General features: G+C 61.6%; 6 protein-coding genes and 1 tRNA gene. All 7 read left to right on the forward strand.

The window, feature by feature from the left end:
• Positions 1–218: 218 nt before the first annotated feature.
• The 7 genes from NW857_RS10125 to btpA all read left to right on the forward strand — a co-directional run bounded on the left by NW857_RS10125 (position 219) and on the right by btpA (position 8,602).
• Positions 219–291: transfer RNA gene (locus NW857_RS10125), tRNA-Thr, on the forward strand.
• A 163-nt stretch (positions 292–454) separates the two neighbouring features.
• Positions 455–2,059 (forward strand): DUF6930 domain-containing protein, encoded by a 1,605-nt coding sequence (locus NW857_RS10130; protein WP_414335308.1) that lies wholly within the window; start codon positions 455–457, stop codon positions 2,057–2,059.
• A 104-nt stretch (positions 2,060–2,163) separates the two neighbouring features.
• Positions 2,164–4,671 (forward strand): sigma 54-interacting transcriptional regulator, encoded by a 2,508-nt coding sequence (locus NW857_RS10135; RefSeq protein WP_414368857.1) that lies wholly within the window; start codon positions 2,164–2,166, stop codon positions 4,669–4,671.
• An 85-nt stretch (positions 4,672–4,756) separates the two neighbouring features.
• On the forward strand, positions 4,757–5,140 hold the full coding sequence (locus NW857_RS10140) for a 2Fe-2S iron-sulfur cluster-binding protein (RefSeq protein WP_414335312.1): 384 nt from the start codon (positions 4,757–4,759) through the stop codon (positions 5,138–5,140).
• Positions 5,140–6,438 carry an O-antigen ligase family protein gene (locus tag NW857_RS10145; RefSeq protein ID WP_414341574.1) on the forward strand — a complete coding sequence of 433 codons (1,299 nt, stop codon included), beginning with the start codon at positions 5,140–5,142 and terminating at the stop codon, positions 6,436–6,438. Before NW857_RS10140 ends, NW857_RS10145 begins: the two co-directional genes overlap by 1 nt.
• A 111-nt stretch (positions 6,439–6,549) precedes the next feature.
• Complete coding sequence (locus tag NW857_RS10150; protein WP_414338589.1) at positions 6,550–7,683, forward strand: quinone-dependent dihydroorotate dehydrogenase; 1,134 nt, start codon at positions 6,550–6,552, stop codon at positions 7,681–7,683.
• A 31-nt stretch (positions 7,684–7,714) separates the two neighbouring features.
• Positions 7,715–8,602, forward strand: a complete 888-nt coding sequence (gene btpA / locus NW857_RS10155) for a photosystem I biogenesis protein BtpA (protein WP_414335318.1) — start codon at positions 7,715–7,717, stop codon at positions 8,600–8,602.
• The last annotated feature ends 107 nt before the right edge of the window (positions 8,603–8,709 follow it).

The following is an 8,709-nucleotide window of genomic DNA, read 5'->3' on the forward strand; positions in this document are numbered from 1 at the left end:
CTCCCTCTGGGAGAGGGGCTGGGGGTGAGGGCTGCTCCCTCTGGGAGAGGGGCTGGGGGTGAGGGCTGGGAGAGGGGCTGGGGGTGAGGGCAGCGACGCGGAGCGCTTGGGCTGGCGGCAAAGTATCTTAATCTTGTTGGAAACGACTATATCTCCCCGTCCGAGCCTGCCACTTGGGGGGCAAGGCTGGAAAATGCTAGAATCGACAAGCCTAAACTGCTGGTGTAGCTCAGTTGGTAGAGCACTCGACTTGTAATCGAGCGGTCGTCAGTTCGAGTCTGACCATCAGCTTTCTTGGCCGCTGTAGGGCTTGACTCTGCCATGTCTGTCCTCTCGCTGAAGCGGAACTCAGCTTCTACACTGGTGGTTAGATGGCTGCAGCGGGATCCCTGCTTGGTTGGGCCTATCCACTCAGCCGCTTGGGTTGTTCTCCTGAATTCTTGCTTGGATGTCTATGTCCGGTCTCCCAGCCGCCACGATTCGTCGATTGCAAAAGTTGCCCCAGGTGCCCTCGGTGTGGGAAGGGGATCGCCACACCCTCTTGGGATTGCCGCCCCTGGGATCGCAAACGGAAGGGGAGTGCATCCTGTGGGTGGATGGCATCCAGGGAGTGGTACGGGCCATGGAAGTGGTGCCCGCTGGCTCGGGTGTTGAGCCGATGGTGCGAACCTTGATCATGGCTATGGAGCAGCCCCATGCTGCTTCGCCCGCTCGTCCCCAAAAGATCGTCGTGCGGGATCGAGAGGTGCAGTTTTTCTTGCGCGGCATTCTGCACGAGCTGGACATCAAGGTGGAATGCCAGCCGGCATTGCCCTTGATCGACGAGATCCTGCAGAGCTTTCAAGAGGCCAACGGGCGGATCCCTCCCCCGCTGCCAGAAAACTATGCTGAGCTGCTGGCCGGCAGAGCCCTCACCCTCTGGCGAGATGCTCCCTGGAATTACCTAGAGGATCACCAAATCTTAGCGCTCGACCTCAACCACTGGGATATCCAAACCCTTTACGTCTCGGTGATGGGGCGATTGGGCATGGAGTATGGGGTGCTTTTTTATCGCTCGCTGCCTTCCCTCAAACAGTTTCGCCAGGATGCGGGGCAGCCGGATACTCCCGAAGAGATGGAAGAGGCCTTCCTCAGGCAAGATTGTCTCTATCTCACCTTTCAAGCTCGCCATCCTGAGCTCAACGAACTGCCAGACCTGGACTTGGCAGAGTTGGATCCCGATGAAATTGAGCCGAACTTCGGCACCATTCACCCTCTGGAAGGCTTGCGCGTGACTTTGCAGGAGGATGAGGCGGCGGTCTTGGCGGTGGCCCTGGAAGCCTTGCATCGCTTCTTCAAGCAGTACCACCGCAGGCTGGAAGAGGACTTTCAACCCTATCAGGGTCGGTACCGCATTCCCAACCCCCAGGCGGAAGGGGAAACCCTCTCGGTGCAAGTGCGCACCTTGCCAGACTTGGCTGCAGAGCTTCTGGAGCTGGAAGGAGACGAAGAGGAGGAGGAGCACACCCAAACCCTGCTGCGGGATGATTTGGTGCCTGAGGGTGCCCAACTGGGCCTGGGGGTGTTGCCGTGGACAACGGTGGAAATGCTGCGTCGCACGGGGCAGTGGCATCCACTCCCGCAAAGCAAGCTGGTGCAAAGGGGAGAAGGGCTGCCGGTGGTGATCGTGCGCACTTCCCGCTCCAAAGCGAAGCAGTTGATCGAGAATTTGCGTGGAGAAGGCGGGCCCCAGGGCGTTTGTTTCAACACAGGGGTAGATCCCTTCGATGGCGATCGCTACGACCTGGAAATTGTGCAAACGGGCAATCGCGACCTGCACCTGTTCGGGGAGTTTCCCGAAGATGATCCCGTTCACTCCATGGCCCGCAAGCGCTGGGAACGGTGGTGCCGGGCGACGGGTGGCTATTGCGGCTTGGTGGTGGCGATGGGGGTGAATTCTGTGACTCCAGAGCTGCAAGTGCGCCACATTCTGGCCCTATTTGAGATGCAGGCGCTCAACCCGACGGGATTGGGGCTGGGGCCGATGGTGCGCATCGGCCGGCAGTTGCATTTGCCTTGACTGGCCAGAGGTTGTTCAAATTAAGGATCCCAACAGGCTGGAAGCTGCTCAAAAGAGGCAAGATAATGCAGCTAAGGGATCCCAAGACAACAGAGGCACTGCAGATGACTCCTGTTGAGCGTGCCCGCTGGCTGAAAGCGCAGACGTTGTTTCAAAGCCTGACGTCGGAGAGCTTGTATCCTCTGGCAGAGCAAATGCAAGATCATCCCTTTGGCCAGGGAGAGGTTTTGGCAGAGGCGGGAACCACCCCGGCTGGGATCCAGATTTTGCTGGAGGGACGCTGGGAAGAGCGGGATCCCCATTCCGGGGAGGTTCTCAACCTGCTGCCTGGCGCGGTGGCTCATCTGGGGGAAGTCCTGGCGGAGCAGCCCCTGCGGCGGGATCTGGTGGCCGTTTCCGCCGGGATCCGGGGTTGGATCCCGGCTGCGGTGGTGCGCCGTTGGCTGGCAGAGCACTCGGGGCAATTGGCCGAGGCGCTGGCCCAGGCTCAAGATCGCCTCAGCTATGAGCAGGAGCGGCAAGTGGCTTTGCGCCCCTACTTGGTGCCGAAGGTGGAGCGGGGGATCGTCGGCTCCAGCCGCTACGCGGTGCGCCTGCGGCAGCAGATCAAAGAGGCAGCCCAGAGCGGCAAGCCGGTGTTGATCTTCGGGGAGCCGGGCCTGGAAAAAGACAACGTCGCCGCCCTGATCCATTTTGGATCCCCGCGGCGGCGCCAGCCCATGATCAAGGTGGATTGCAGCGCCCTGCAGGCCAGTGGGGCGGATCTGTTCGGGCGGACGGGGGGCAAGCCGGGGTTGCTGGAGTGGCTGGGAGAGGGCACGCTGCTGTTGAACAACCTGCACGAGCTGCCCGCCGAGCTGATGCCCAAGTTGCTGCGCCTGCTGGAGACGGGATCCTACACCCCTGTGCAGCGGGGGGAAGGGGAGCCGGGAGAGGAGCGCCCCTGTCGCTGTCGTCTGCTGATGGTGTCAGAACGGCCCATCCCCGCCCTTGACCCTTGGGCGATGGCCATCAAAGTGCCGCCGCTGCGGGTGCGCAAGGCCGATATCAAAGCCATGGCCGACTATTTTCTCAGCCTCTACAGCCGCCGGCGCGGGATCCCCAAGCCCAAGCTCTCGCCGGAGGCGCTGCGCCGCTTGCAGAGCTACGACTTTCCCGGCAACTCGCGGGAGCTGCGCAGCCTGGTCGAGCGGGCGGCAGTGCAGGCCGCGGGGGCGAGCGTGCTGGGGGAAGAGGTGTTTTGGGCTTCCCAGCCTCGGGGCAAGCGGTTTCGCCTCAACCTGCTCAACGTCTATCCCCGCTTGCGTCGCCTGCTGCGCAGCCCTTGGTGGCCGGATCGCCTCAACTACGGCCTGGTGTTGCCCCTCTATACCCTGGTGGTGTTTCTCCTCTTTTGGGGGCCTCAGGATCGGGCCCACAATGTGGGGTTGAATCTTTTCTGGGCCTGGTGGTGGCCGCTGGTGCTGCTGGTGTTTCCCTTCTTGGGACGGGTGTGGTGTGCCGTCTGTCCTTTCATGATCTATGGGGAGTTGATCCAGAGGCTGTCGTTATGGCTTTGGCCGCGGCAGTTGCAGAAATGGCCGCGACAGCCGGCGGAGCGCTGGGGCGGCTGGGTGCTGTTTGCCGGGTTTGCGTTGATTTTCCTGTGGGAGGAGATCTGGGATCTGCCCAATACGGCTTACCTGTCGGGGTGGCTGCTGCTGCTGATTACTGGTGGAGCGGTGGCCTGCTCACTGGTGTTTGAGCGGCGGTTTTGGTGCCGCTACCTCTGCCCGATTGGGGGCATGAACGGCCTTTATGCCAAGCTCTCGATGACGGAGCTGCGGGCGCAGCAGGGCACCTGTTCGGCAGAATGCACCACCTACCAGTGCTACAAAGGAGGGCCCGAGAAGGGGGAAGGCATGGCGACGGGAGGCTGTCCCCTCTACTCCCATCCGGCGCAACTGCAAGACAACAAAGATTGCGTCCTTTGTATGACTTGCCTCAAAGCCTGTCCCCATCGCTCGGTGGAGTTCAACCTGCGCCCACCTGGGATCGAGCTGTGGACTACCCATACGCCGCGCGCTGCCGAAATTGCTTTGCTGCTGTTGTTGCTGGGAGGCATCTACCTACACTGTCTGCCGCGGTTGGCAGAACAGATGGCCCAATGGGGTCTGAGCTGGGATCTACGGCAGTTTTGGCCCCATCTGGGGGCCGCTTTGCTGGCTTTGGGGTTTCCCAGCTTGGTGCCTTTGGCAGCTTGGGGATTGGCTTGGTTGTGGCATCGGCTGGGCCGGGGGGCGCGACCCCGACCCTTTGCGGAGATGATCTACGGCTATCTGCCCTTGGTTTTGGGGGGAACGTTGGCTTTCTACTGGCCCCTGTTTTTAACGGAGGCGGGGCAGGTGCTGCCGGTAACCTGGGCAACTTTTTCCCAGACGGGATCTGCTCTTCCCGTGCTGTGGCAGGCGCACCCGGCGGTAGTTCAGTTTCTCCAGGGATCCACGCTGATCCTGGCAGTGCTTCTCTCTTGGGCCCTCACGGGCAAAATTGCCCGCCAGAGCTTGCAGTGGCCCTACCATCTGGGCGCTCTGGGGTTGGGGGTGAGCTTGTGGCAGGTGCTGGGGATTTGATAGTCGAGATCCCAGACCTCGGGCTGTGGAAATCCTGTGGGATCATGAAGAAGTCTCCTACTCTAGGAAAGGGGCCACTTTCTCCATGCCTTCTCCTTTTTCTGTCCCCTCTTACCCGGTTCACATCCACGACCGCCAACGGGACACCCACTATCTGATCCAGGTACCGGCGAATCAATACATCTTGGCCAGTGCCGAGGCCCAAGGGATCCAACTGCCCTTTGCTTGCCGCAACGGCGCCTGTACCACCTGCGCGGTGCGAGTGCGTCGGGGATCTCTGTACCAGCCGGAGGCGATGGGCCTCTCGCGCGAGCTGAAGGAGCAGGGGTATGGGCTGCTGTGTGTGGGCTATGCCCGTTCGGAGCTCTGGGTGGAAACCCAAGATGAAGATGAGGTGTATGAGCTGCAATTTGGGCGCTACTTCGGCCAGGGACGGGTCAGGCCGGGGATCCCCCTTGAGGATGAATGATGTTTTTTTCTGCACCGGTTGTGTCTCAAGAGTTGCCGCCGCATCCCTTGCCCTCTCGGCCGCGGGGCTGGCTGCTGGGGGCGGCGGCGCTGCTCCCGGTGAATTTGGCCCCCAGCTTGCTGTTGGCTTTGGTGGGGACAATCCAGGGCTATACCTGCTGCGGTAAAAGGATCCTTCGCGATCCTCTATTTGGGCTGGCAGCTCTCCTGAGCTTGGCTGCGGTGGGCGTGGCCTTTGTGGGTGAGGATTGGCGGCTGAGCCTGCCGGGGATGTTCAACTACTGGCCTTTTTTGTTGATGCTGCCGGCCTTTGCAGCGGTGCTGGCCGATTGTGGTTCTCCTGGGGGCCGTCGTCGTTTGGCCCAGGTGCTGGTTCTGGGCAGCGGGCTGATGCTGCTTCTGGGCTGGGGAGAGGTGCTGTGGGGGTGGCAGGGGCATCTCGTTTTGGGGCCGCTTTGGATCACGGGGGTGGCCGGAGGCGAGCGACCGGCGGCAGCTTTTACCTCTCCCAATATCTTGGCCGTTTACTTGGTGATCCATCTCTGCTTGGCGGCGGGGCTGGGGTGGGAAGGGGTGGGACGATCCTGGCTGGGAAGAGCAGGGCTGGGGGCGATGCTGGGGCTGGGATCCCTGCTGCTGCTGCTGACGGCCTCTCGCAACGGCTGGGGAGTGGGGGGGCTGGCGCTGGTGATAGGGTTGGCGCTGCGGCGCTGTTGGTGGGGAATCGGGCTCTTGAGCGGCTTGGGGTTGGCCAGCTTGGCCGCCGCTTGGGATTGGCCGGGCTGGCGGGCCGTTGTGCCCCGATTGATTTGGAGCCGTCTGGCAGACACCTTCGATCCTCAAGCCCTCTATTTTAGTTCCACCGCCAACCGCTTGGATGCCTGGCATTTTGCCCTGCAGATGGCACGGGAGCGACCCTTGACCGGCTGGGGCTGGCAGAGCTTTGCCGCTCTTTACAATGCTCAGGATCCGCCGGAGCTGCTGGGCCACTGCCACAATTTGTACCTACATCTGGCGGCTGAGGGCGGGATCCCGCTGCTGCTGGGCCATCTGATCCTGTGGGGCTGGATTTTGGCGCGGGGGTGGCAAGCCTGGCGGCGCTCTCAAGAAAGTGTCCTGTTGGGGATGCTGCTGGCTTTGACAGCGTTTTTTGTCTCAGGGCTTTTGGATGTGGTGATGTTGGATGGCCGCGTGCACCTGTTGATAACGTTGCTCTTGGGGGCCGTTTGGGGAGCCGGCCTTGAGCAGCAAGACGACCCCGTCGCCGGCAAAGAGCAAGCCCAGAGGAGCCACTACTGAATGCTGCCGTGGAATATCCCTTGGCCGGCAATGAGTCCAGAATCCATCACGCCGACGGTTTGCAACGCGGAAGCCAGCTACAGTCAAGGGGGAGTTTAGGGGATCTTTGCGGTGAACCTGTACCGAGATGTGGTGTGGCCTTTGCTTTTTTCTGGACTGAGAGCCGATCCAGAAACGGTCAAGGTGGGGCTGTTGCGTGCCCTCCATTGGATCGACACTACCCAGGCCACCGGGATCCTGTCGGCTCTGGAGCGACTGTTTTGCTACCGGGATCCCCGGCTCTCGGTGTCACTATGGGGCCTCACCTTTCCCAATCCCCTTGGCTTGGCTGCGGGCTTTGACAAAGATGGCCTGGCTCTGGCCGTCTGGCCCAGCTTGGGATTTGGCTTTGTGGAGGTGGGCACCGTCACTCCTGGGCCGCAGCCGGGCAACCCCAAACCGCGCCTGTTTCAACTGCCCCAAGATCGTGCCGCTCTCAATCGTATGGGCTTTAACAACCAGGGGGCAGCGGCTCTGGCTGAACGGCTGCGCCGGTTGCGTCGGCGTCCTATTCCCATCGGGATTAACCTGGGCAAAGCCAAAATCACCCCCCTAGAAGAAGCGGCTGCCGATTACCTGGCCAGCTTCCGGCTACTCCAGGAGCTGGGGGACTACTTCGTGGTCAACGTCAGTTCCCCCAACACCCCAGGCCTGCGATCCCTGCAGGCTGCTGAGCAACTGGAGCCCATCCTGTCTGCCTTACAGCAGGAAAATCAGGGGCGAAAACCTCTTTTGGTGAAGATCTCCCCCGACTTGGACTGGCCTGAAATCGACAGCCTCCTGGAACTGGCCCAAACCTATGCACTGGCCGGGATTGTGGCCACCAACACCACGCTGCGCCGCGACAACCTGAAAACCCGTTTTCTACCTGGCCACGGCATCTCAGAACCCAGGCTAATTCTGGCAGAAGCCGGCGGGATCAGCGGTGCCCCCCTGCGGGAGCGTTCCACCCAAGTCATTCGCTACATCCACCGCTCCACCCAAGGAAAATTGCCCATCATCGGAGTGGGGGGCATCTTCACCTTGGCCGATGCTGTGGAGAAGCTGGAAGCCGGAGCCAGCCTGCTGCAAGTCTATACCGGCTGGGTTTACGAAGGGCCGGGTATGGTGCCACAACTGCTCCGAGGCCTGGCCAGCTCTTCTCCGCCCCGCCCTGATGTTACACTTCCCTCGCAGAATACCGCCATGGGTCAGATCCAGGCGTAAGATCGTTAGGGATCCCTGAGGAAGCTCGCCGGTGAACCTGCTGCAACACCTGTTCAAGACCCCCCATCCAGTTATTGGGGTGGTTCATCTGTTGCCGCTGCCCACCTCCCCCCGTTGGGGAGGGGACTTGGAGTGGGTGATCGCTCAGGCAGAACAGGCTGCCACGGCCTTGGCGGCAGGCGGGGTGGACGGGATCCTCGTCGAGAACTTTTACGATGCCCCTTTTGCCAAGGAGCGGGTAGACGCGGCGGTGGTGAGCGCCATGACCGTGGTTGTCCAGCGGATCAAGATGCTGGTCTCCCTGCCCATCGGGATCAACGTCTTGCGCAACGATGGCTACAGTGCTCTGGCCATCGCCGCTAGCGTGGGAGCGCAGTTTATCCGGGTGAATGTGCTCTGCGGGGCGATGATAACCGACCAAGGCATTATTGAGGGGAATGCCCACCGCCTGCTGCGCTATCGCCGCGAGTTGGGGGCCGACATCAAGATTTTCGCCGATGTGCTGGTGAAACACGCTCAGCCCCTGAGTCCCATCCGTCTGGATGCAGCCATCGCCGACACGGTGGAGCGCGGCCTGGCCGATGCCATCATTCTCTCCGGCTGGGCCACCGGCAAGCCACCCCTTCTGGAGGAGCTGGAGCTGGCCCGCCAGGTTGCCCCTCAGGTACCCCTGTTGATTGGCTCAGGGGCCACCGCCGAAAACATCGGCACCCTCATCCGCCATGCGGATGGCGTGATTGTGGCCAGTTCTCTGAAACGGCCGGCCCGTTCCGCCGGCATGCCGGTGCGCTGTGCGGATCCCTTTCCCCTCATTGACCCCATCCGGGTGCGGCAGTTTGTGGAAGCATTGCACCTTGGCCTGGGCGAACAGCCCGCCAATCCGGCTTGCCTGGCCACTCCCAGCTCTAGCTGCAGCTAGACCTCGGGGATAGAATTGGCATTACTTCGCCGTATCAGGGTTTCTCCTCATGTTGTCGGCTGAACTCGAAGGCTGGCAGCCTTCCCCCAGCTTGGTTTCCGCTCCCG

Origin of the sequence: Synechococcus sp. H55.9 (genome assembly GCF_047462355.1) — a bacterium.
GTDB lineage: Bacteria > Cyanobacteriota > Cyanobacteriia > Thermostichales > Thermostichaceae > Thermostichus.

What these genes read in the sequence shown, in the direction of transcription:
- NW857_RS10130 (WP_414335308.1), top strand. Translation starts at nt 455, where the DNA reads ATGTCCGGTCTCCCAGCCGCCACGATTCGTCGATTGCAAAAGTTGCCC.
- NW857_RS10135 (WP_414368857.1), top strand. Translation starts at nt 2,164, where the DNA reads ATGACTCCTGTTGAGCGTGCCCGCTGGCTGAAAGCGCAGACGTTGTTT.
- NW857_RS10140 (WP_414335312.1), top strand. Translation starts at nt 4,757, where the DNA reads ATGCCTTCTCCTTTTTCTGTCCCCTCTTACCCGGTTCACATCCACGAC.
- NW857_RS10145 (WP_414341574.1), top strand. Translation starts at nt 5,140, where the DNA reads ATGTTTTTTTCTGCACCGGTTGTGTCTCAAGAGTTGCCGCCGCATCCC.